Below are 22681 nucleotides of genomic sequence, written 5' to 3' on the forward strand. Positions count from 1 at the left end.
ACTTGCCATGCGTTATATATTCGTTTATAATTACGAGTATATTGTTCCTCGATAGCTCAGTCGGTAGAGCAATCGGCTGTTAACCGATCGGTCGTAGGTTCGAGTCCTACTCGAGGAGCCAATTTTATATGGCCCGTTGGTCAAGCGGTTAAGACACCGCCCTTTCACGGCGGTATCCCGGGTTCGATTCCCGGACGGGTCACCACATGGACGATTAGCTCAGCTGGGAGAGCGCCTGCCTTACAAGCAGGATGTCGGCAGTTCGATCCTGTCATCGTCCACCACAAAAGAAGCAAACTGCGGTTTGCTTCTTTTTTTATGCCTGATTCTATAGCTCTTACCCCTTCTCTATATATACTTCGTCCTTTTATATTGATGTATAGAGTATGTTATACTAAGCATATACTCATTAGTTAATTATAGTTAAATACATTTAAACATATAATATAAAGGAGTTTCTTATGACACATATACTACAATGTATTATTATGGCTATGCTCCTAGTAGGTGCTTTCACATATAGTGCACCTATAGCAGACGCAGCGATTGTAAAGGCCACAGCAAAAACGTCAGCCTCTATATCACAACCTATAGAATCCCTTTCCCGCGGCGATCTCCTTAACGATTCCTCTGCTAGTTCTCGTCTCAATGGGTCCCAGAATTCCATTATGTCTCAAGAAGGACCGTTGTACGATGGTTCCTTAACTAATTTCCCTACTCGCAAAGTAACCATCGCTGTTCCTACATCGCATCGTAACAATACGATGGATTTCAACAATTATCTAACGCGCGCTATTGCCAACGTATTAAAATACCCTTATTACGATACTACTATCATACGTGTACCAGCAATGGATACAAAAGTGTCCACCGAAGAAATGGTTCGTATCGCTGCTGAAGAACATGCGGACATCGTAGTCATTCCCATAGCACTACAAGATACGTATCGCCAAATCCCACGCCTCCATCGTTTCGGACTATTCAGCGATTACTACGATAGCGATATATATATCGAAGCACGCACAAGCGCTTTGATTCACTATTACGACACAACAGACGGCATAGCACATACCATCCGTAGCAGCTTCCGCCAAGTTGACGATAGTCTCACTGTCCCATCCCATCAATCTGTGTGGAACACAGTGACAACGCGACTACTCAACAAACTACCATACAAACGCGTACCTACTGACATCGACCGGTATACGCCACCAGCAGACACAAGCATAACTACAAAAATGCCAGAAGAACTACAAGTAGAACAGCCTAAGAATACAAAATATTCTTTGAAAGGTGTTAGTGTGCTGTAAGAAACTATATAATTAGCAAAAGGAGGTGACACTATGAGTAAACACTATATATTAATGCACAAAGACATTCCTGTACTGACTGTTTCATTAACGGATAGAAATAAAATCATCAAAATCAACGAGATACTATCTAGCGAACATACGCCATTAAACATGCACTCTGGAGAGAGTCCAGAAGCCGCATTAAGCGAATTTATGAAGCATCGTGCTATCCCTAATGTACGGCAAAATTTATCTAAAATTTTAGCTGCCTATGAAGCTAGCGACTCTTTAGAGTTATCAATTAAATCCTATCAATTGAGCTTATCCGACCATTACTGGATTAAGCCTACCGACTCCAGTATCACCTGGGATGAAGTTAATTTCTTTACCAATCCTTTCATCGACACGCCTGTATTCATAACCGAACAAGAACATATAGATGCCAACTTGATTACACCGAATTCATCCATTAACGGTTCTTTGCGCCAAATGTGGATCAAGGAACAAGATGATACAATTCTTTTAAAAGCTGGCAAAACCTTATTATTAGAACCTTTTAACGAAGTATTTATTTCACAGCTATTAAACGCTACACCTATCAATCACGTTCGCTATGATTTACGACAATTAGACAATGGCGAATATGTGTCTGCTTGTAATATATTTACTACTGAAAGCCTTGAATTCGTCCCGGCCTGGTATGTGGCTGGCACATTAAACCCAAAAGAAAACAAATATGCCGCTCTCGTTAACCGATGTCAGAGTCTCGATATCCCTAATATTCAACACGACCTCGACACGATGATTGCTATTGACTATCTTACAATGAATGACGATCGTCATTGGGGTAATTTTGGATTTTTACGAGACTCAACAACGCTCGAATTCAAAGGCATGGTTCCACTCTTCGATAACGGTAATACACTGTGGTACGACCAATATAAAATCAACGAAAATAAGCCATCCCACGCCTACGAAGCACAACCATTTACAACGACCCACGATAAACAAATCAAATATATTCAATCCGACCTCTCTCACATCAATATTGATATCATTTCGACTATCGCTCCTACATTAATGAAAGAAATTTATCCTAAAAATGATATAGTCACACCAGAACGACTAGAAATTATGGAGCGTTTATTCATGAGACGGGTTCGAGGATTAGCACGCGAGATTGATAAACAAAGGGAAATATAAATATGTGAAATTAATGTTTCAGAATATTACAATTAAATTAAATCGATCCATTTATTAGCAGCAAAACAAACGCCCTATCGGCTAGTCCAATAGGGCGTTTTTATATTTACATTTGTTTCGTTACTTTCAACCGCAGAAGAGCTCGTGCTAATGCATGTTCAGCTCGTTCTACATCAATGTCTGGAGTACGTTTTGCTAATCGTTCTTCAGCGCGTTCTTTCGCTCGTTTTGCTCGATCGATATCGATGGATTCAGGAAGTTCACAGTTTGGTGTAACAATGCTCACCTTATTGTGCTCAATTTCAACGAAACCACCGAAGATGGCTAATTCGTGCTGCGTTCCATCAGGATGGTCAATACGAAGCGGAGCAATATCGAGAGCAATAATCATAGGTGCATGATTTGGTAGAATACCAAATTCACCATCTATGGCACGGCCCACGAAAAAATCGGCTTTTCCATCATATACGACAGCATCAGGTGTAATAATCGTTAGGGTCATAGGTTCCGCCATGGATTAGTCCCCCTTCTCTTGCATATCCTTCGCTTTAGCAATTGCTTCGTCAATATTACCAACCATGTAGAAAGCACCTTCTGGTAAATCATCGTGTTTACCTTCTAGGATTTCTTTAAAGCCGCGCAAGGTTTCTTGTAACGGTACGTATTTACCAGGAGAACCAGTAAATACTTCGGCTACGAAGAATGGTTGACTCAAGAAACGTTGAATTTTACGAGCACGAGATACGGTTAACTTATCTTCGTCAGATAGTTCTTCCATACCAAGGATAGCAATGATATCTTGTAAATCGCGATATTTTTGCAATACTTCTTGTACACCGCGCGCTACTTCGTAATGTTCTTGGCCTAATACATTAGGATCCAAAATACGGCTTGTGGAGTCCAATGGATCTACGGCTGGATAAATACCGAGCTCTGCAATAGAACGTGACAATACAGTTGTGGCGTCTAAGTGAGCAAATGTAGCCGCTGGAGCTGGGTCTGTTAAGTCATCGGCAGGCACGTATACGGCTTGTACCGATGTAATAGACCCTTCTTTAGTAGATGTAATACGTTCTTGCAAAGCCCCTACGTCATTGGCTAGTGTCGGTTGGTAACCTACGGCAGATGGCATACGGCCGAGCAACGCCGATACTTCGGAACCAGCTTGAATAAAGCGGAAAATGTTGTCGATAAACAAGAGCACGTCTTGTTTTTTCACATCCCGAAAATATTCGGCCATTGTAAGACCTGTTAAACCAACGCGCATACGGGCACCAGGTGGTTCATTCATCTGACCATATACGAGAGCCGTTTTGCTAATAACGCCAGATTCTTTCATTTCATTCCACAAATCATTACCCTCCCGAGTACGTTCCCCTACACCGGAGAATACGGAATAACCGCCGTGCTCAGTGGCAATGTTGTGAATCAATTCCATAATCAATACTGTTTTGCCTACACCGGCACCACCGAAAAGGCCAATTTTACCACCTTTTACATATGGTGCAATGAGGTCAACAACTTTGATACCTGTTTCGAGAATTTGTGTATCTGGTGAAAGGTCGTCAAACTTAGGAGCTGGACGATGGATAGGCCATTTCTCATCTGCTACAACAGGAGCTGGATCATTATCTACTGTTTCACCTAATACGTTGAAGATACGACCGAGTACACCTTCGCCAACAGGAACGGAAATCGCCGCTCCTGTATCTTCTGCTTCCATACCTCGTGTCATACCGTCTGTAGAGCTCATAGCAACGCAACGCACTGTATCGTCGCCGAGGTGTTGCATAACCTCTACTACTATTTTTTGTCTATCGTGTGCTTTGTGGTCATGGTAGATGTGGATAGCGTTGTAAATAGCTGGCAAATGGCCAGATTCAAAACGCACGTCTACAACTGGGCCGATGACTTGCACCACTTTCCCAATATTATTACTCATTAAGAGGTCTCTCCTTATCTATCGTAAGGCATTAGCGCCACCAACGATTTCAGAAATTTCATTAGTAATACTGGATTGGCGTAATTTATTATATTGCAATCCTAAGGACTCAATTAACTCACCTGCATTATCTGTAGCCGATGTCATAGCGGTCATACGAGCCCCTAATTCACTGGCTGCAGATTGTAGCAATCCATTATATACCGTAATTTCTAAATATTTAGGTAGCACCGCATCCAACACTGATGCAGCAGAAGGCATAAAATCATATTCTTCACCTTTTACTTCATCATCTGGCTGTTCTAATGGTAAAATGCGCTCTGCCTGTGCAATTTGCGTCATAGAATTTACAAAACGTGTAAAAATCATGATTACTTCGTCCACTTCTTGGCGTTCATATAGTGAAAGCGCTTCGCTCATAATGAGACGCGCATGTTCATAACTCGGTTTATCAGAATATCCACTATGTCCGTAGTTCACATGATATCCACGAGATTTCAGATTTTCTATTGGTTTACGCCCAGATGCAATCAATATATAATCACTCGATGATTTCGTACCAATCTCTTCGATGGTCTTTTTCAATACATTAGACGAAAAAGCGCCTGCCAAACCTTTATCGGCACCGATTACAATATAACAAGTGCGTTTTACAGGACGGACTTCGAGCAATGGACTGCTATAATCACCTAAATCGCTATTAGAAATATGACGCAAGATTTGCCCTACTTTCTCTGCATAAGGCCGGGTCGCTTCCGCCTTGCCTTGAGCCCTACGCAAGCGAGCAGAGGCTACCATTTTCATCGCTTTTGTAATTTGTTGCGTGTTGGTAACACTTTTTATACGCTTTCGCAAATCTTGTGCACTAGCCATACATTACGCCTCCTTACGGGATATTAATGTATGTGTAGTACCAAAGGCTTCGATACATTCTGGAATTGCTTTTTTGAGCAAGTTTTCCGTATCTTCTTCTAGTTTATTAGAGCTTTCAATATTGCTGATAATTTCAGGATAATTAGCGCGGATAAATCGTACTAACTCACTGCTAAACGGCAATACGTCAGCCACTTGAACATCACTTAAATAGCCTTTTGTACCAGCATAAAGGGTAATAACCATTTCAGCCACACTCATCGGATGGTATTGATCTTGTTTTAACATTTCTGTTAAACGCTCACCACGATCCAATTGAGCACGTGTAGCCGCATCAAGATCAGAACCGAATTGTGCAAAGGCTGCTAACTCACGATATTGTGCCAAGTCCAAACGTAATTGACCAGCTACTTGTTTCATCGCTTTTGTTTGAGCACTACCACCTACACGAGATACGGATAAACCAACGTCAACAGCTGGTCGAATACCAGAATAGAACATATCAGTGCCCAAGAAAATTTGGCCATCTGTAATGGAAATTACGTTCGTAGGAATGTATGCAGATACGTCACCTGCTTGCGTTTCAATAATCGGCAATGCCGTAATAGAACCGCCACCTAATTCAGGAGACAATTTAGCAGCCCGTTCTAAAAGACGGCTGTGTAAGTAGAATACGTCACCTGGGTATGCTTCACGCCCTGGTGGACGGCGTAATAATAGAGACATAGCGCGGTAAGCCGCTGCTTGTTTTGTTAAATCATCATATACGCAAAGCACGTGTTTACCTTGATACATGAAGTGTTCACCCATTGCTACGCCAGCATACGGAGCAATGTATTGCAATGGCGCCCCTGTGGAAGCACTAGCAGATACAACAATGGTGTATTCCATAGCGCCAGCTTCTTCTAATTTTTGTACTACACGGGCAACAGTCGATTCTTTTTGACCAATGGCAACGTAAATACAAATTACATCTTTTCCTTTTTGGTTCAAAATTGTATCGAGAGCGATTGCTGTTTTGCCAGTACCGCGGTCACCGATAATCAATTCCCGTTGACCACGACCGATTGGCACCATAGAGTCAATCGCTTTCAAACCAGTTTGCAATGGTTCGTGTACCGATTGACGATCCGCAATGCCTGGTGCAGGATGTTCAATAGGACGGCGTTCAGTCGTTTGAATCACGCCTTTTCCATCAAGAGGTTGCCCTAATGGATTAACAACGCGACCGATAAGTGCATCACCAACAGGTACATCCATAATTTTGCCAGTACGGCGCACTTCGTCTCCCTCTTTAATGAGGAAATCATCGCCTAACAGCACGGCACCTACATTATCTAATTCTAAGTTTAAAACCAAGCCGTATACGCCGTGCGGTAATTCTAATAATTCGCCGGCCATGGCTCTTTCAAGACCATAAATATGGGCGATGCCATCCCCTACGTCGAGGACAGTACCAACATCATCGACATTGAGGTCAACATCGTAGTCCTGAATCTGCTGTTTAATTATAGCAGTGATTTCTTCAGGCTTCATTTTCATATATACCCATTCACCCCTATCTAATAGAGTCAGTTCGTAATAAAGATTTTTCTAAGTCTTCTAGGCGACGTGCAACGGACCCATCAATGCGCTTATCACCAAGTTGAATGACGATACCACCCATAATAGCTGGTTCTTGACGCACTGATAGAATCACTTCTTTGCCCGTCATTGTTTGTAATTTGCTAGATACTTGCTCCAACAACGCATCACTAATCGGCTCTGCTACCGTTACAGTAGCTTCTAAAATGCCGCGGGCTTCTCTCGATTTTTTGATAAAAGAACGAATGGCTGCTTCCATAAAACGGTAGCGTCCTCTTTTGATCATAACGTAGAGGAAGTTAAGCACTGTTTTTTGCACAGCGCCGCTGAAAATTTTCCCTACTAAAGAGATTTTAGCCTCTGTTGTGATAATTGGATTATTCAGGAATTGTGTTAACTCCTCTTGCTCTTTAAAAACAGAGTCTACATAAAGCAAATCTGTTTCTACATCTACTAAATTACCTTGTTCTTGAGCTAGCTCTAACATAGCTGAACTATATTTATCTGCTACAATTTCTGTGCTCATCGTATCACAACCCTATCGTTTTACTATCAAGTTGACGAATAGCGTCTTCAATTAGTTTTGTATTCGTTTCGCTGTTCATATCTTTATCCACAATTTTGGAAGCCATTGCTACCGATAAAGATACTACATCATTGCGTAATCCGAGCATCGCTTGTTCTCTTTCGTGCTCCATATCTTTGCGGGCTTTTTCTTTTTCCGCTTCAATACGAGCGTGAGCTTGAGCAATTTCTTCTGCCGATGTTAATTGCGCTTGATGATGTGCTTTTTCTACAATTTGCTGTGCTTCTTGACGTGCGCTAGAAATTTGAGAAGCATATTCTTCTTTCAATTTCTCCGCATCAAGACGAGCTTGTTCTGCATCAGCTAAATCTTTAGCAATGCGCTCACGGCGCTCCGTCATCATATTTAATAACGGCTTATAAGCAAAGCGTTTCAAAATCCAAACTAATATAAAGAAGTTTAGCATTTGAGCAAGAATTGTCCCTAGTGTTAAATCAACCAAGGTTGTTCCCCCTTGCTATTATCTAAATAACAAAATAAACGCCATAACAACGCCGATGATAGGCATCGCTTCGATCAAACCTACGGAAATAAATAGAGTTGTCATCAATTGACCACGCAATTCTGGTTGACGTGTAATACCTTCTACTACTTTGCTGGCTACAGCGGAGTTACCCAAACCTGCTGCAATCGCACCGAAACCCATAATAATAGCTACTGCAATAGCGTATAAACCTTGAACTTCCATGATTAATCCTCCATACTCATTAATGTTCATCACTGAGTGCCATCCCCAAATAGGACGTCGTAAGCACTGTAAAAATAAAGGCTTGAATAATGCCAATAAATAAACTGAAAGCGATCCATACCCAAGGAACAGGTACGAACCATGGTAATTTGTACAATAGCTCTAGCAAAATTTCACCGGCTATAATATTACCAAACAAACGGAAAGACAATGTTAATGGTTTTGCCAATTCCTCAAAGAGGTTGAGCACAAACATCGCTTTATAAGGTTGAAAGAAATGGTTAAAGTACGACAACCCTTTCACCTTAATGCCAATGGCCCATACAGAAAAACTACTACATAGCGCAAGGGCTACTGTCGTATTAATGTCTGCTGTAGGGGATGTAACGGTGCCCATTACTGGCATTAACCCTAATTCATTGCCTACAAAAATAAATAAGAAAAAAGTGAACAACAATGAACTCACCATCGACCAATGTTTGCCCAGTGTAGGGGCAAATTGAGATTCCAAGGCTTCAAGTAAACTTTCAATGAGGTTCTGAATGCCTGAAGGCACCAACGATAGGCTTCGAGTGGCCAACACCATGATTACAACAATAATAGCCATCGTAATCCACGTCGCGATGAGGGTATCAATGTGAAATGTCAACCCTAACCATTGGACGGCTTGATGGTGACCTGCATGCAGTGTCACACTTTTCACTCCTTCCTATTAATAAAAAAATATGAATATCTATGTACAATAATACATTGTTAGCCAATGATTATCAATACTTATAAGGTGCTTTTTCTGCATAATGCATTGTTAACATGCGTTTTAATCATCATTTTGCATATTATTCCTTAACAGTGCGCCAATAGGCAAAAAACATAAGTACTTGCATCATTCCAACGGCTATACCCATCGTCATATTGTCAATGCTCGGTAGTTGCACACCTATCAACGCGAGCGATGCAATGAGTATAAATCGACTCAAGCCATTACGCCCTGTTCTACCTGCAATAGCATGAGCCTCTTCACTGTCTAATTTATAAGACTGTACCGCTAAGAGTACTGCATAGGCTAGGACCATACCTATTCCCCACAACCAACCTAATATATATTGTGGCAAATTGAGACTATAAAAAACGATAGTCCCCATAATAGCCATAAAAAAACAGGTTAGTAGTACATAGGTTATGAACTTTACATATTGATTCATAGTCACCTCACTACTTAACCTGTTTTAACTGTTTGTACATCATATAAAAGCCTGTGACGGCTCCTATTAAACCTAACAGAGCCATACACATAGGTGTTGTATCTAGCCATGTATCAATTTGATAACCAATCCATACAAAACCACCAATACAAGCTAGAAAGGTCGTCCCCGCCGATGTAGCAACGGCGAGGGATTTCAATAACTGTTTATCCATAGCGAATCCAGTCGATTTAATTACCAAAGCGGCTCGGTTTATCGACAGTGCCTAAAAATTCGTGGCGCAAAGCTTGTACGATACGTTCAGAGGCTTTACCGTCACCGTATGGGTTAACAGAGTTGGACATAGTTTTATATGCCTCTTCGTTAGCAAGCAATTCATGGGCCGCGTTGTATACTGCTTCTTTATCAGTTCCTACTAAGCGAACGGTACCGGCTTCTACGGCTTCTGGCCGTTCTGTGGTGTCCCGTAATACGAGAACTGGTTTCCCGAGGGCTGGCGCTTCTTCTTGAATGCCGCCAGAGTCAGTTAAAATCAAATAGGATTTAGCCATCAAATTAGCAAATGGTTCATAATCGAGAGGATCGATAAGCGTCACTCGTTCTACATTGCCCAATTCTTCTTCTACGACTTGACGCACTTTCGGATTTTTGTGCACTGGAAAAACTACTTGAATGTCGTCGAAATCGCTCAACAATTGACGAATCGCTTGGTACACATGACGCATAGGCTCCCCTAAGTTTTCGCGGCGGTGAGTCGTCACTAAAACGGTTCTCTTATTGTTATCAAGGGCATTGATGGCATCATCGGCAAATACATAATTATCTTGTACTGTTGTATCTAATGCATCAATAACAGTATTGCCAGTTACGTATAAATGGTCTTTCTCAATATTTTCGCGCAGTAAATTCGCTTCTGAACTCGCTGTAGGCGCAAAGTGGTACGTCGCAATAGAACCAGCCAACTTACGGTTCATTTCTTCTGGGAACGGAGAGTAAATATCACCTGTTCGAAGGCCTGCTTCTACATGGCCTACAGGGATTTCTTGGTAAAAGGATGCCAATGCACCGGCAAAAGTTGTTGTAGTGTCCCCATGAACAAGTACTACATCAGGTTGTGCCTCTTCTAAGACTTCTTTTAAGCCCATCAAAGCGCGATTGGTTACATCGTATAATGTTTGGCCTTGGCTCATAATATTTAAATCGTAATCTGGTGTAATCCCAAAGAGATTAAGCACTTGATCTAGCATGTCGCGATGCTGCGCCGTTACTGTTACAATAGGCTGCATATCAGGAGCGGCTTCTAAAGCTTTCACAAGAGGTGCCATTTTGATGGCCTCTGGACGGGTGCCAAATATTGTCATCACTTTTAACATATATCTATCCTCCAAGGAGTCTATAAAAAAGGGGCGCCTAGCGCCCCTAAGATATCAAATTTATTTAGATTCATTACCGTCATCCAAGGCCTTTTTCATTTCATCGCGGTCAAAGGATATGGTTTCATCTAAATCGCTCCGTTCAATCGTAGGGCCTTGCAACGGATGTCCTGCAGCATCGCTATTAGTGATTACCCCTAGGCGACGCGCTACGTAAATACTACACAAGAATATAGCTGCTACTAAGAGGATGCCAATCCATGCATTTACTTCTGCAACGATTACCGATACACCACCGAATACAGCAGTAATGGCATACATCATAAGTACTGCTTGTTTTTGTGTTAGCCCTTGTGCTAGCAAGCGATGGTGTACGTGACCTTTGTCAGGTTTAAAGATAGGACGACCGCTGATTTTACGGCGCACAATAGCAAACAAAGTATCGAGGATCGGCAAACCAAGCACGATAGCAGGCACTACTAAGGCGATAGTGGCAGCTGTTTTCACAGCTCCCATAACAGAAATGGCTGCCAATGTATAGCCGAGGAGCATGGATCCCGTATCGCCCATAAAAATCTTAGCAGGGTTGAAGTTATACCGTAAGAACCCTACCGTAGCTCCTGCTAAAGCAAGAGATATACAAGCCAAGTCGATTTGTCCCAATTGCAATGTCATGGCACAAACGGCAATACACGCAATAAAGGAAATCCCTGCAGCTAAGCCATCTAAACCGTCGATGAGATTCACAATATTCGTAAATCCTACAATCCAGAAGATTGTCAACGGAATTGCCCAATATTTGAGATAAACTACGCCTCCCCAAGGGAGATTGATATAATCAACGCGAATATCGTAAGCCACGAGGATGGCTGCAGCAATGATTTGGCCCATCAATTTCGTCTTTGGCTCGATTTGTTTAATATCGTCCCAAACTCCGACAATGACAAGAATCACTGTACCGAGAACGAAGCCAAATAATTTATGGTCGTGAGGAATACTGTCATTCATCAATACAGAGCCAATATAGCCGAGGAAAATCGCTAAACCGCCTAATCGTGGAATAGCTGCTTGATGCACTTTACGAGCATCTGGTTTGTCAATAGCCCCAACGGCGACCGCAAAGCGTTTCACCAAGGGCGTCAGTACATAGGTTATGATGAGGGCTAATAGAAAGGCCCACACATAATCCGGCATATACTCATTCATCAGTACACCTCCAACAACAAATTCCTTCGAAAGGCTTTCACCCAATTAGTTCGTCAAGCTCCGAATAGGGGCTGGAATGCGACCGCCGCGAGCGATGAACTCTGCTGCACTGTACGGACTCACTTCAATAATAGGAGCGTACCCGAGAAGGCCACCAAATTCAACCACTTCCCCTACTGTTTTTCCAGGAACAGGAATGACACGAACTGCTGTCGTTTTATTATTAATCATACCAATAGCAGATTCATCAGCAATAATAGCAGAAATCGTATCTGCCGTCGTATCGCCAGGAATTGCAATCATATCTAAACCTACGGAACATACGCAAGTCATAGCTTCTAATTTATCGAGTGACAAGCTACCACACGATACAGCATCAATCATACCGGCATCTTCTGATACAGGAATGAAAGCACCACTCAAACCGCCTACGTGAGAGGAGGCCATGAGGCCGCCTTTTTTCACTGCATCATTTAAAAGTGCTAACGCTGCCGTCGTACCATGCGTACCACAAGATGACAAGCCCATTTCTTCCAACACGTGAGCAACGGAGTCGCCCACTGCTGGCGTTGGTGCCAAGGACAAATCGATAATGCCAAATGGTTTATTCAATCGACGAGACGCTTCTTGCGCCACCAATTGTCCAACGCGAGTAATTTTGAAAGCTGTGCGCTTAATGGTTTCCGCCACAACATCAAAGGATTCGCCGCGCACTGACTCAAGGGCATGTTTCACTACGCCAGGACCAGAAACGCCGACAGAAATAGCGCTATCTCCTTCTGTAACGCCGAAAAAAGCACCTGCCATAAATGGATTGTCTTCTACAGGATTACAGAACACCACTAATTTAGCGCACCCAAGAGCGTCATTTTCTTTCGTTAACTCTGCAGTCTTTTTAATGATTATCCCAATGTCGCGTACCGCATCCATGTTGATACCGGTCTTGGTAGAACCTACTGCTACAGAACTACATACAATATCTGTAGTGGCTAAGGCTTCAGGGATGGAGTCGATGAGAATGCGGTCTGCTCGTGTCGCACCTTTTGTAACGAGAGCCGAGAAACCACCAATAAAGTTAACACCTACGGCTTTTGCCGCTTTATCGAGGGCTTCTGCTACCGGTACATAAGTTGTTAAGTCACTACCACCGGCTACGAGGGAAATAGGAGTGACGGAAATCCGTTTGTTAATAATAGGAATACCTAATTCTCTCTCAATATCTTCCCCTGTTTTTACGAGATATTCTGCTTCTTTTGTAATGCGATCATAAATGCGATTACACAATTCTGTACCAGAGCTAGAAGCGCATTCCAAAAGGCTAATGCCCATCGTAATGGTTCGCACATCTAGTTTATTATCGTGAATCATCTGATTCGTTTCGAGAATATTGTCGATGGATAACATAGCCCCTCCTATCCTACGCGATGCATAGCAAGGAAAATATCAGCATGTTGTGCTCTAATTTCCACACCGAGTTCCGTCCCCAACTGCGTCAACGCTTCTTGAATAGTTGTTAAATCCTTTGTGCTATCCGATTCTGTTTCACACATCATAATCATATTGAACAAACCATCTAAAATCGTTTGGTTGATGGACAAAATATTTACCTTGTGATTTGCCAACACAGTGCTGACCCCTGCAATAATTCCTACTCGGTCTACACCGACAACAGTAACGACTAACTTCATAACCTCACCTTTTCTCCACTACACTATACGACATGAAAGCAAGGGAAATATCCTACCCAGAGGAACATTCATTCTTTCCATGTGTAGGTTTATTCTTAGAAACATATTAATATATTATATCATATAAAACCGCTCATTGGCTATGTATGTAAGCCTATTCTTCATCATTGGCAAGAGCAGCATTGACAATTTCTTCGCCAGCTGTGAGCAATGCCACTAAACCATGCTCGCCTTTGTAGCTTTCACCATAGATTTTATAGAGATCTTCCGTTCCTGATGGACGCGCTACGAACCAACCTTGTTCGGTATCAACGCGAACACCATCAATTGGCATATCATTGTACAACGATGTAGTACGAATGGATGTAATTTCATCGCCATCCACTTCGGTCGCCGTAATGGCAGTGGCGTCTAATTTTTTCAACGCCTGTTTTTGTAATGTCGTACATGCTGCATCGATGCGGCCAAATTTTGGTTCCCCATATTGAGCGAGGAACTCATCCGCCATTTTAAGGCCTGTAGTCCCCATAACGGCGCGAATTTCCATACCTAATAAGGCCATAATGATGCCATCTTTGTCAGTGGTCCACACAGAGCCGTCTTTTTTGAGAAACGACGCACCAGCACTTTCTTCCCCTCCGATGCCAATGGTGCCATCAAACAATAGTTGAGCAAAGTATTTAAAGCCTACTGGCACTTCGTACACAGGAATGCCAACGGATTCTGCCCATTTATCGATAAGAGTAGTACATACAACGGTTTTACCTACCCCTTTATCTTTCCAACCGCGGGTAGTGAACAAATATTTAGCTCCTACAGCAAGCATTTCATTAGCACTGATTAAGCCGTCCTCTTTTACGACGATACCATAGCGATCGTAATCTGGATCATTGCCTACAGCAATATCATAGTGACCGATTTGATCGATAACAGCCGCCATCGCATGTGGTGAAGAACAATCCATGCGGACTTTTCCATCATGGTCATACGTCATAAAGCTAAAAGTAGGATCATAATCATCATGAATGATATCTAAATTGAGGCCATATCGCTCTTTAATAGCCGTCCAATACTTAGCGCCACTCCCCCCTAATGCGTCTACTAGCACGCGGATATTAGAGGCTTTGATAGCTTCCATATTGATTACATCGTCTAATTCTTCTACATAGAGGCCTTTAAAATCATACGGTACTTGCGCCGTTGGCTCAATATTATCAATAGAGATACGTTTAAACTCATCATGTTCGCAGTAGGCCGTCAAATATTCATTAGCTCGTACTTCGATCCATTTTGTTACTATCGTGTCAGCAGGACCACCGATGATGGTGTTGTATTTAATCCCTCCATTATCTGGAGGATTATGGGATGGCGTAATAATAATGCCATCCGCCTTTTCATCGTGACTTTCATTATAACGAATGATAGCCCGCGACATAGACGGCGTTGGCACAAAATCCATATTGCTATCTACCATCGCCGTAATGCCATTGCCAGCGAGGACTTCGAGAACCGTAATCATAGCCGGTTGGGACAGCGCATGCGTATCTTGCCCTACAAATACAGGACCGGTAGCACCAAACTGACGACGACCGTCACAAATGGCTTGCGTAATAGCGGCCACGTGTAAATCTGTGAAAGTCCCGTTCAAGGACGTCCCTCGATGACCAGAGGTACCAAAAGACACTAACTGCGTTGGATCAGACATGTCAGGAACATTGTCAAAATACGCATCTACTAACGGTTGAATATCAATAACATCTTGTTCTAACACAGGTCTCCCTGCTAATTCATGAGCCATATTGTCTCCTTACTTCTATCTATGTTTCACATAATGTGCATTTGTTTCGCATTCTTTAACCAATGTTTCTAGTGGCATCGGCAACACTGGTGCAGTAAAGCCTTTCCCAATGACTTCTTGGGCGTCGCTAATCAATATAAAGGCATTTTCATCGGCAGCCATTACTTCTTCTTTCAATTTATTGACCTGCAACAAATTGACTGCTACCATAACGATTTGTTTCGGCGTTTTCGTATACGCCCCAATACCATCGATGATGGTAGCACCGCGACCTACTTTGTTAATTACAACTTGGCAGACTTCGTCGGTGCGGTACGTAATAATAAAAGCAACCTTACGCTGATTAAAGCCAATAACCACCTTATTGGTAATGATAGTTGTTACATAAAGTGCTATTAATGTAATGGCTACAGCTTCTAAGCCTACTACCCAGATAGCGCAAAATAAAATAACACCATTAATCATGCTGTTAATAGAGCCCATTTGAAGTCCATAATATTTACGCACAATCAAAGCAATAGGATCTAAACCACCTGTATTACCGCCAACTCGATATACAATACCTAATCCCAAACCTGTCGTAATACCAGCTAGCATGGAGCTGATAATAGGATCTTTAACAACCATTTCGTATTGGAGAAAATCGAAGAGGTACACCATAAGGGAGAACATGGCCGTCCCGTAGAGGGCTTTCACCAAAACCTTGGTCCCTAACCACCGATAAGCAGCCCACAAGATAGGTATGTTGAGGACTACATTCAAGTTAGCAATAGAAACGCCAGTCATATAGTGAAGCATCAAACCGATACCACTCACACCGGTACTCACTAATTTATGGGGTAATACAAAGGCATCAACACCAGCACCAAAAATGGCACATCCTACAGCGACCATGAGGTATTGATATACATCAAGTTTATATTTAGACCACATAGAGTCCTCCCAAATTGCCAATTTACCGCAAATATTCTATAATTAATTAGATTGATATAGTTTGGAAGAACTATATCATTTCTTATATATACTATCTAGTCCCATCATAAACTACTTAGTATATATTTTCAATAATTTTCAATAACTTACCTTTGTAAGAGGATCATATGACAAAAAGTATAGAACAATTAGGTTTTAGTAAAATCAATATCGGTCTTGCTATTACGGGCAAGCGCGATGACGGATACCACGATATTGATAGTATTTTCCAATCTATCCGTTTAGGTGATTCCATTTACTTTACGAACCATCATTCTGTGGTGTTTTCCGGCATTGCTCCAGAATTGCCACAATATATTCAAGACTTAATTCCTTATGACGAACGCAACTTAGCCTTGAAAGCACTACGAGAAGTGCAATCTTATACAGGGACAAAGCAAGGGGCCGCTATCCATCTTTTGAAACGTGTTCCTGCTGCTGCAGGCCTTGGCGGTGGCAGCGCTGACGCAGCCGCTATGTTATTGGGGCTTAATAAATTTTGGGATTTGCGCCTCACTACGGACGAGCTCCTCACTTTAGGAGCAAAACTCGGTTCTGATGTACCGTTCTTGTTGAAAGGTGGTACCGCTCGTGGCACAGGCCGCGGCGAAGCATTGACGTACCATGAATCCCCTAGTCCCCATTGGTTGTTCTTAGTAAAGCCAGAAATTTCTATTTCTACAGCTCACGCTTACAGCCACTACAATAATCATTCAGCGGTAAACTCTGACACCATCAGTTCTACCCTATCTCATGTATCATCTAACAATTTAAAAGACGCCTTCTTAACGAGTGGCAATACCTTTGAGGAATTATTATTCCCTCATCACGACGAATTAGCCCTTTGTAAAGACTTCTTCGTAAGCCGCGGCTACCCTACCATCATGACAGGAAGTGGCCCAACTATGGTAGTCCTACTAGAAAAAGCTACTGACGCATTATCCTTGCAAGAAGAAATTACTGCTGCCGGTCACAACTGGCTTTCATTAATTACAAAAACATGCACACAGGAGGATATACAATGACCAAACGATTGGCACCCATCCATTTAGATGCGTACAAACCGCTCCGCGAAGTGGTTGTTGAAACATTGCGCCAAGCCATTCAGAACGGGACCTTACAACCTGGAGAACGGCTCATGGAAATCCCATTAGCTGAAGAATTAGGAGTGAGCCGCACGCCCATCCGTGAAGCCATCCGCAAATTAGAATTAGAAGGATTCGTCATTATGGTCCCTCGCCGCGGCGCCTATGTTGCGAACATTACATTAAAAGATATTACACAAGTCTTTGAACTTCGTTCTGCTCTTGAAGAACTTGCTGCTGGTCTTGCTGCAGAACGCATTACAGAAGAAGAAATTGAAACCCTTGAACGCATGCTCGTGGAAATTGGGGAACATATGGAAAACAAAGATATAGACCGCGTCGTAGCTGCCGATGTAGCATTCCACGAAGTACTCTACAAAGCATCTCGCAACGATCGACTAGTAGAAATCGTGCACAACTTGCGAGAACAAACATACCGATTCCGCAGTTTCTCCATGAACCAACCAGGGCGATTGCGCAAAACTTGGGAAGAACATCGCTTGCTCGTAGAAGCCATTGCGTCTCATAACGAATCGCAAGCCCGCAAATTAGCCCGTATGCACATGGAGCATTCGGAGCAAACTCTCTTAAAAGGGATGGAAGAAGCACAATCATTTACTACAGAACAATAAAGACGATTGCCAAAACTCTTTATTACAGCAATACAGGTTAGTATACATATATTCGTTACAATTGCACTATCACCTGTTACAGTTGTACTATCGTGTATAATAAAAGTATAACGGTTGCATACTTAAGCTTTATTATTTCTTATCTTTGAAAGGAGAGAGTCTATGGAGCAAATTATTAACCAAGCCGTATCCTCATTTAATATGTATTTGTGGAACTACTTGATTATTTTTATTCTCATTGGTGCCGGTATATTCTTTACCATCTCCACTGGAGCTGTTCAAATTCGTCTATTCAAAGAAATGGTTCGACTCGTTACAGAAGGTGCTGGTACTGGTACACACGCCAACCAAGTATCTTCGTTCCAGGCTCTTTGCGTTAGCACCGCTTCCCGTGTAGGCGTTGGTAATATTGCAGGCATTGCTATTGCCGTTGTTCTTGGTGGTCCAGGTGCTATCTTCTGGATGTGGGTCATCGCCCTCATGGGCGCCGCTACCAGTTTCATCGAATGTACTTTAGCTCAAATTTATAAAGAGCCTCTTCCGCAAGGCGGTTTCTATGGCGGCCCAGCGTACTACATTCGATACGGGTTAAACAGTAAATTCTTATCCGTTTTATTTGCCATTTTAATTACCATTACCTTTGGCTGGATTTACAACTCCGTACAAGCTAATACATTAGTGGCTTCCCTTGCTACTTTCGGTCTCGACGTTTACATTACAGGTGCTATTACAGCAGCCTTGACAGGTCTCGTTATTTTTGGTGGCATTAGCCGCGTTGCAAAAGCCTCTGAAATTATCGTACCAATTATGGCTCTTCTCTACATCGGCACGGCATTCTTCGTAGTCATTATGAACATCACACAATTACCGCATGTATTGTGGACTATCGTGTCTTCTGCTCTCGATCCGTACGCTGCAGGCGGCGGTTTCTTAGGGGCAACCATGATGAATGGTATCAAGCGAGGGCTCTTCTCTAACGAAGCCGGTGAAGGTTCAGTACCGAACGCAGCAGCTACGGCTACCGCTCATCATCCAGTAGAACAAGGCTTAGTGCAAGCCTTCGGTGTATACTTAGCAACCTTCGTTATTTGTACAGCGTCAGCTTTCATCGTTTTAATCATTGGCGACTATAGCGCTACTGGTCTTACTGGGGTGGCTTTGGTTCAACACAATCTAGAACAAGAGCTAGGTTTTTGGGCTCCTTATGCAGTGGCACTATTTATTGTTCTCTTCTCTTTTAGTTCCCTCGTTGGTAACTATTATTATGGCGAGATTAATATTAATCACTTAACTGATAAACGCTATGTACTACACGCATTCCGTATTGGCGTTATTGCTATGACATTTATTGGTTCCATCGCGTCTCTTGACCTCGTATGGAATTTGGCGGATTTATTTATGGCCTTTCTAGTACTAACCAATGTAAGTTCTATCCTTCGCATGGGGAAAACAGCGAAAATTGCCTTACAAGATTATGTGGCGCAACGTAAAGCAGGTGTAAAAACACCAATCTTTAACCGTAAAATTTTAACAGAAACATACGGCATCGTATGGTGGGGTGACGGTCAAGTAACAGACTCCTCTGTACCAGCAACGCCAGTAGAAGAAACGATAAAACGATCGTAATTACTCGCCTAATTGGCGTCCCTACAGCGATTAAGAACATAGACATGCTTTTCGCCATTAATAACATATTCAATAGGCTCCTTTGGGAGCCTATTTTTTATTCCTAATACTAATTCACTTTAAAATTATATAGAATATAGTTTACACCTTATACAGGTTATTCATTGTATAATAGAGAATATATACAATATGCATATCCATTCTGTTTTTTTAGATTACATTTAGAGGATTTTCAGTTCTATTTCATCTTAGGAGGTTCACATGACACAATACAATCCTTATGAAAATATGTTAAACACATTAGACGTAGCTGCTGAAAAGCTCGGCTACAGCCGCAACGATTACGAAGTATTGCGCCATCCAGAACGGGAATTGAAAGTAGCAGTGCCACTTCAATTAGACAATGGCGAAGTACGCGTATACGAAGGCTATCGCTGCCAACACTCCACATTGCGTGGCAGTGCTAAGGGTGGCCTCCGCTTCCACCCTGATGCAGACGAAAACGAAGTGCGTGCATTAGCAGCGTGGATGACTATTAAAAATGCCATTGCTAACATTCCTTACGGCGGTGGTAAAGGCGGCATCAAAGTGGATCCTAAAACATTGTCTCACCGTGAGTTAGAACGTTTAACTCGTAACTTCGTACGCCGCATTGCCCCAATCATCGGTGTGAATACAGACGTACCGGCACCAGACGTAAATACAAATGCACAAATCATGAGTTGGATTGCCGACGAGTATAGCACATTAAAAGGCGAATGGAGCCCTGGTATCGTAACAGGTAAACCAATCGAAGTAGGCGGATCCTTAGGGCGTAGCGAAGCGACAGGCCGCGGTTGCCTTATCGCGTTGCAATGCTACTTAGCTAAGAAAAACTTAGACCTTAAAAACTTAACGGTTGCCGTACAAGGCTTTGGTAACGTAGGTTCTGTAGGTGCTCGTCTCATGGCGCAAGAAGGTGCAAAAATTGTAGCTATCGGCGATGCGTATGTAACGATTTACAATCCAAACGGTTTAGACGTAGAAAAAGCTTACGAATACGCTAATGCTAACGGCCGTTCCTTGGAAGGTTACTCTGAGCCAGGTATGACAACTATCAGCAAAGATGAATTATTAACGCAGCCAGTCGATGTATTGTACATGGCAGCTTTGGAAAACCAATTAAACAAAGACAATATGGATAAGATCCAAGCAAAAATCATTTTAGAAGGTGCTAATGGCCCGACTACGAATGATGCAGACAAATATTTCTACGAAAAAGGTATCGACATCATTCCTGACGTTCTCGCTAACGGCGGCGGCGTTGTCGTATCTTACTATGAATGGGTACAAAATAAAACAGGCTTATACTGGTCCGAAGAAGAAGTTAACGAACGATTAACTCGCAACATGCAAAACAGCTTTGAAGCAGTATGGCAAATGCAACAAAAACACAATGTATCCCCTCGCCAAGCAGCTTATATGCTAGCGTTGGAACGCCTCGTTATTGAAACAACATTGCGTGGCTATAACTGCTAATCATCCAACCAAAAAGGACTAACTCCAACTAGAGTTAGTCCTTTTTTCATATCAAAAACTTATCAACTTTTCAGTTTATAGATTCATTAATTTTTATTTCATAGTCCCCATCAATGTGGCTATAGAACGACGACCCGATAGGGCTTTCACCAAGATGGCACCGACGATGCCAGGAATGGTTTGCCCTACTGCAAGGTTCAGTACTAAGGCCCAATATGGCACGCCGATAAGCGGACTAAGCCATAACGGCACGCAGAGGGCTGGCACGAAAATAATAGGCAGCGCCACCCACCATGCAGAAAGGCCCATACGGCGCATCAATACAATAATGGCCGTTGTGAGGACGCCTACACCAAAACCTCCCACCATGTCTAGTATACCGAGACCGCCAAAGAAATTAGAAACAAGGTTGCCTACGCCCATAGGAATAATCAAAAACGGAAAGGCATAAGCAAGTGCATAAAGCGATGTAGCTATACGAATTTGATAAGCCCCGAAGGAAATCCCTTGGGTTACATAAATTAAAACGATATATAAGGCTACAACCATAGCCGAAATAGTTAGTTTACGTGTAGTCATCATGCACTCACCTCCTTCAAATAAAAAAGAGCATGGAAAATAAACCATGCTCATACGTGCTTATGTTTCCGTAGTTTTGTTTAGAGACAGGATGGTTTCAAACTGTCTTATTTAGTTATATTCCAAAGGATCCTCTACGCCATTAGCGCGGAATGCGGCGATACGGTCGATACAAGTACCACAATGACCACAAGGCTTATCTCCGCCTTCATAGCAAGACCAAGTGAGTTCGTAAGGAACACCTAAACGCAATCCTTCACGAACAATGTCCGCCTTATTGCTATTAATGAAAGGCGCTTCTAAGGCACAGTCTTTACCGGATCCTTCAAAAATAGCATCCCCCATAGAAATGTAGAATTGCTCCGTACAGTCTGGGTAAGCGTTGCCTGCTGCATCATCGGCATGAGCGCCGTAGTAAATATAGCCACAATCAAAAGATAACGCCAACGCAGCCGCAGCAGATAAGAATAGACCATTCCGGAACGGCACATAAGTACTCACAGGACATTCACCGTGCGCTTCTTGTTGTTCTTTATAAGAGCCTGTCGGCAAAGCCTCTGTAGACTGGGTCAACAACGAGGAATTGCTGAATGCAAAGAGCTTCGTCACATCTATAGTCTTCCCTTCTATGCCGTAGTGGGCTAGCACCTTAGCTGCCGACTCTAATTCTTTGCTATGTTTTTGTCCATACAATATGGATAAAGGCACTACATTGTCTTTCCCAAAGCGTTCGATAGCTAAGGCTAAACACGTAGTACTATCTACGCCACCGCTAAACAATACGACGGCACGCTGTTGTTGTGCCATACACTCTCCTTATCTATGGATACTTAC

The 22681-nt window shown here is 42.6% G+C and carries 24 protein-coding genes and 3 tRNA genes; 9 read left to right on the forward strand and 18 right to left on the reverse strand.

Annotated elements, in window-relative coordinates:
• Nucleotides 1-45 precede the first annotated feature (45 nt).
• From NFR29_RS06920 to NFR29_RS06940, 5 genes are all read left to right on the forward strand, one after another.
• Nucleotides 46-121, forward strand: a tRNA-Asn gene (locus NFR29_RS06920).
• Nucleotides 122-130: 9 nt separating this feature from the next.
• Nucleotides 131-205, forward strand: a tRNA-Glu gene (locus NFR29_RS06925).
• 3 nt (nucleotides 206-208) lie between these two features.
• A tRNA-Val gene (locus NFR29_RS06930) sits at nucleotides 209-284 on the forward strand.
• Between the two features lie 177 nt (nucleotides 285-461).
• Nucleotides 462-1310 (forward strand): hypothetical protein, encoded by an 849-nt coding sequence (locus tag NFR29_RS06935; protein ID WP_251424868.1) that lies wholly within the window; start codon nucleotides 462-464, stop codon nucleotides 1308-1310.
• Nucleotides 1311-1343: 33 nt separating this feature from the next.
• Nucleotides 1344-2495, forward strand: coding sequence for a HipA domain-containing protein (locus NFR29_RS06940; protein ID WP_251424869.1), 1152 nt, complete (start codon nucleotides 1344-1346; stop codon nucleotides 2493-2495).
• Nucleotides 2496-2601: 106 nt separating this feature from the next.
• Here the strand turns inward: NFR29_RS06940 and atpC are convergent, their stop codons facing one another.
• The 16 genes from atpC to NFR29_RS07020 form a co-directional block, all read right to left on the reverse strand.
• The gene (gene atpC / locus NFR29_RS06945) at nucleotides 2602-3009 is read right to left on the reverse strand and encodes an ATP synthase F1 subunit epsilon (protein WP_251424870.1); all 408 of its coding nucleotides are present in this window, start codon (nucleotides 3007-3009) and stop codon (nucleotides 2602-2604) included.
• 3 nt (nucleotides 3010-3012) lie between these two features.
• Nucleotides 3013-4437 carry a F0F1 ATP synthase subunit beta gene (gene atpD, locus NFR29_RS06950; RefSeq protein WP_251424872.1) on the reverse strand — a complete coding sequence of 475 codons (1425 nt, stop codon included), beginning with the start codon at nucleotides 4435-4437 and terminating at the stop codon, nucleotides 3013-3015.
• An 18-nt stretch (nucleotides 4438-4455) separates the two neighbouring features.
• A complete protein-coding gene (gene atpG, locus NFR29_RS06955; protein ID WP_251424874.1) occupies nucleotides 4456-5310 on the reverse strand; it encodes an ATP synthase F1 subunit gamma in 855 nt (284 codons plus the stop codon).
• Between the two features lie 3 nt (nucleotides 5311-5313).
• On the reverse strand, nucleotides 5314-6852 hold the full coding sequence (atpA, locus tag NFR29_RS06960) for a F0F1 ATP synthase subunit alpha (protein WP_251424876.1): 1539 nt from the start codon (nucleotides 6850-6852) through the stop codon (nucleotides 5314-5316).
• Nucleotides 6853-6868: 16 nt separating this feature from the next.
• On the reverse strand, nucleotides 6869-7420 hold the full coding sequence (atpH, locus tag NFR29_RS06965) for an ATP synthase F1 subunit delta (protein WP_251424878.1): 552 nt from the start codon (nucleotides 7418-7420) through the stop codon (nucleotides 6869-6871).
• A gap of 4 nt (nucleotides 7421-7424) precedes the next feature.
• Nucleotides 7425-7922: a F0F1 ATP synthase subunit B gene (gene atpF / locus NFR29_RS06970; RefSeq protein WP_251424880.1), complete on the reverse strand. Its 498-nt coding sequence runs from the start codon at nucleotides 7920-7922 to the stop codon at nucleotides 7425-7427.
• A gap of 18 nt (nucleotides 7923-7940) precedes the next feature.
• Nucleotides 7941-8168 carry a F0F1 ATP synthase subunit C gene (gene atpE, locus NFR29_RS06975; RefSeq protein WP_251424882.1) on the reverse strand — a complete coding sequence of 76 codons (228 nt, stop codon included), beginning with the start codon at nucleotides 8166-8168 and terminating at the stop codon, nucleotides 7941-7943.
• Nucleotides 8169-8187: 19 nt separating this feature from the next.
• On the reverse strand, nucleotides 8188-8862 hold the full coding sequence (atpB, locus tag NFR29_RS06980; protein WP_251424884.1) for a F0F1 ATP synthase subunit A: 675 nt from the start codon (nucleotides 8860-8862) through the stop codon (nucleotides 8188-8190).
• 142 nt (nucleotides 8863-9004) lie between these two features.
• Complete coding sequence (locus NFR29_RS06985; protein WP_251424886.1) at nucleotides 9005-9370, reverse strand: hypothetical protein; 366 nt, start codon at nucleotides 9368-9370, stop codon at nucleotides 9005-9007.
• Nucleotides 9371-9380: 10 nt separating this feature from the next.
• Complete coding sequence (locus tag NFR29_RS06990) at nucleotides 9381-9584, reverse strand: AtpZ/AtpI family protein (protein WP_251424888.1); 204 nt, start codon at nucleotides 9582-9584, stop codon at nucleotides 9381-9383.
• A gap of 16 nt (nucleotides 9585-9600) precedes the next feature.
• The gene (wecB, locus tag NFR29_RS06995) at nucleotides 9601-10743 is read right to left on the reverse strand and encodes a non-hydrolyzing UDP-N-acetylglucosamine 2-epimerase (RefSeq protein ID WP_251424890.1); all 1143 of its coding nucleotides are present in this window, start codon (nucleotides 10741-10743) and stop codon (nucleotides 9601-9603) included.
• Between the two features lie 60 nt (nucleotides 10744-10803).
• On the reverse strand, nucleotides 10804-11949 hold the full coding sequence (locus NFR29_RS07000) for a glycosyltransferase family 4 protein (protein ID WP_251424892.1): 1146 nt from the start codon (nucleotides 11947-11949) through the stop codon (nucleotides 10804-10806).
• 45 nt (nucleotides 11950-11994) lie between these two features.
• Complete coding sequence (locus tag NFR29_RS07005) at nucleotides 11995-13353, reverse strand: PFL family protein (RefSeq protein ID WP_251424894.1); 1359 nt, start codon at nucleotides 13351-13353, stop codon at nucleotides 11995-11997.
• Nucleotides 13354-13361: 8 nt separating this feature from the next.
• Entirely contained in the window at nucleotides 13362-13637 is a 276-nt protein-coding gene (locus NFR29_RS07010) for an ACT domain-containing protein (RefSeq protein ID WP_251424896.1), read from the reverse strand.
• Between the two features lie 154 nt (nucleotides 13638-13791).
• Nucleotides 13792-15435 carry a phosphoglucomutase gene (locus NFR29_RS07015; protein ID WP_251424898.1) on the reverse strand — a complete coding sequence of 548 codons (1644 nt, stop codon included), beginning with the start codon at nucleotides 15433-15435 and terminating at the stop codon, nucleotides 13792-13794.
• Nucleotides 15436-15450: 15 nt separating this feature from the next.
• Complete coding sequence (locus NFR29_RS07020; protein WP_251424900.1) at nucleotides 15451-16368, reverse strand: YitT family protein; 918 nt, start codon at nucleotides 16366-16368, stop codon at nucleotides 15451-15453.
• Between the two features lie 167 nt (nucleotides 16369-16535).
• Here NFR29_RS07020 and ispE point away from each other — a divergent pair, with 167 nt between their 5' ends.
• The 4 genes from ispE (at nucleotide 16536) to NFR29_RS07040 (ending at nucleotide 21268) form a co-directional block, all read left to right on the forward strand.
• Nucleotides 16536-17432 (forward strand): 4-(cytidine 5'-diphospho)-2-C-methyl-D-erythritol kinase, encoded by an 897-nt coding sequence (gene ispE / locus NFR29_RS07025; RefSeq protein WP_251424901.1) that lies wholly within the window; start codon nucleotides 16536-16538, stop codon nucleotides 17430-17432.
• Nucleotides 17429-18124, forward strand: a complete 696-nt coding sequence (locus NFR29_RS07030) for a GntR family transcriptional regulator (RefSeq protein WP_251424903.1) — start codon at nucleotides 17429-17431, stop codon at nucleotides 18122-18124. Before ispE ends, NFR29_RS07030 begins: the two co-directional genes overlap by 4 nt.
• A 162-nt stretch (nucleotides 18125-18286) precedes the next feature.
• Nucleotides 18287-19750: an alanine/glycine:cation symporter family protein gene (locus tag NFR29_RS07035; RefSeq protein ID WP_251424905.1), complete on the forward strand. Its 1464-nt coding sequence runs from the start codon at nucleotides 18287-18289 to the stop codon at nucleotides 19748-19750.
• Nucleotides 19751-20011: 261 nt separating this feature from the next.
• Entirely contained in the window at nucleotides 20012-21268 is a 1257-nt protein-coding gene (locus NFR29_RS07040) for a Glu/Leu/Phe/Val family dehydrogenase (RefSeq protein ID WP_251424907.1), read from the forward strand.
• A 93-nt stretch (nucleotides 21269-21361) separates the two neighbouring features.
• On the opposite strand, the gene NFR29_RS07045 is transcribed toward NFR29_RS07040, so the two are convergent.
• Nucleotides 21362-21850, reverse strand: a complete 489-nt coding sequence (locus NFR29_RS07045; protein ID WP_251424909.1) for a QueT transporter family protein — start codon at nucleotides 21848-21850, stop codon at nucleotides 21362-21364.
• A 108-nt stretch (nucleotides 21851-21958) separates the two neighbouring features.
• Nucleotides 21959-22654 carry a 7-cyano-7-deazaguanine synthase QueC gene (queC, locus tag NFR29_RS07050; protein WP_251424911.1) on the reverse strand — a complete coding sequence of 232 codons (696 nt, stop codon included), beginning with the start codon at nucleotides 22652-22654 and terminating at the stop codon, nucleotides 21959-21961.
• Nucleotides 22655-22681: the final 27 nt, after the last annotated feature.

The organism is Veillonella agrestimuris (assembly GCF_943193065.1).
Lineage (GTDB): Bacteria > Bacillota > Negativicutes > Veillonellales > Veillonellaceae > Veillonella > Veillonella agrestimuris.